Origin of the sequence: Cellulosilyticum ruminicola JCM 14822 (assembly GCF_001311925.1) — a bacterium.
GTDB lineage: Bacteria > Bacillota > Clostridia > Lachnospirales > Cellulosilyticaceae > Cellulosilyticum > Cellulosilyticum ruminicola.
The window spans coordinates 1-652 of sequence record NZ_BBCG01000183.1; the positions used below are offsets into that span (position 1 = coordinate 1).

1 pseudogene is annotated in these 652 nt (G+C 33.1%); it reads right to left on the bottom strand.

The window, feature by feature from the left end:
* Positions 1–155: 155 nt before the first annotated feature.
* Positions 156–652 (bottom strand): annotated as a pseudogene (locus JCM14822_RS25460) (transposase); the annotation flags it as partial.

Below are 652 nucleotides of genomic sequence, written 5' to 3' on the forward strand. Positions count from 1 at the left end.
TTAGCTGATTTTAATCAGCTAATGGCAGCTCCTTTTGACTATCATATAATACAAAAATTCCATCCTAAATCTTGGAATTTTAAAAATGCCATCCATTAATAAGCCACCAAGAAATTGTGTTTTTTTGGTGGCTGCATTTTTAAAAGCTTCAAAATTTATGCTTCTTTTTTCATTTCAAAAAGGTATGTTCCTGTACTTCCGTTTTGAATTTTGTGATCTAGCTTATTGATATTATGTGCCATTGCTAGAAGAATACTTTCAGCAAGCACATTTTTCTGACCTCTGCATAAATATCTACGAAATGACATATCTCCTTTAATATTTGCAAATGACCCTTCGGCCTGAATACTTCGATTCATACGAAGCTTGCAACCTTCATCTGTAAGAATGCGTTCTAAGTCTTCAGTTCGTTTTTCTGAAAACTTTTGATACCTCTAGTCGTTTAGTACGTTCCTCTAATGGAGTCTTACTATTATTTCCTTTAATACACTGTTTCTTAAACTCACAATGACTACAATCTTCACATGTATACTGTGTTTTCTCAGAAACATACCCAGTCTTACTTTTACTTCTTTTTAGTCCTGTTACAGTGAGCCTTCTGCCTGCCTTACACAAATAAACATCTTCTTTTTCATCATAAGTCATATTTTCA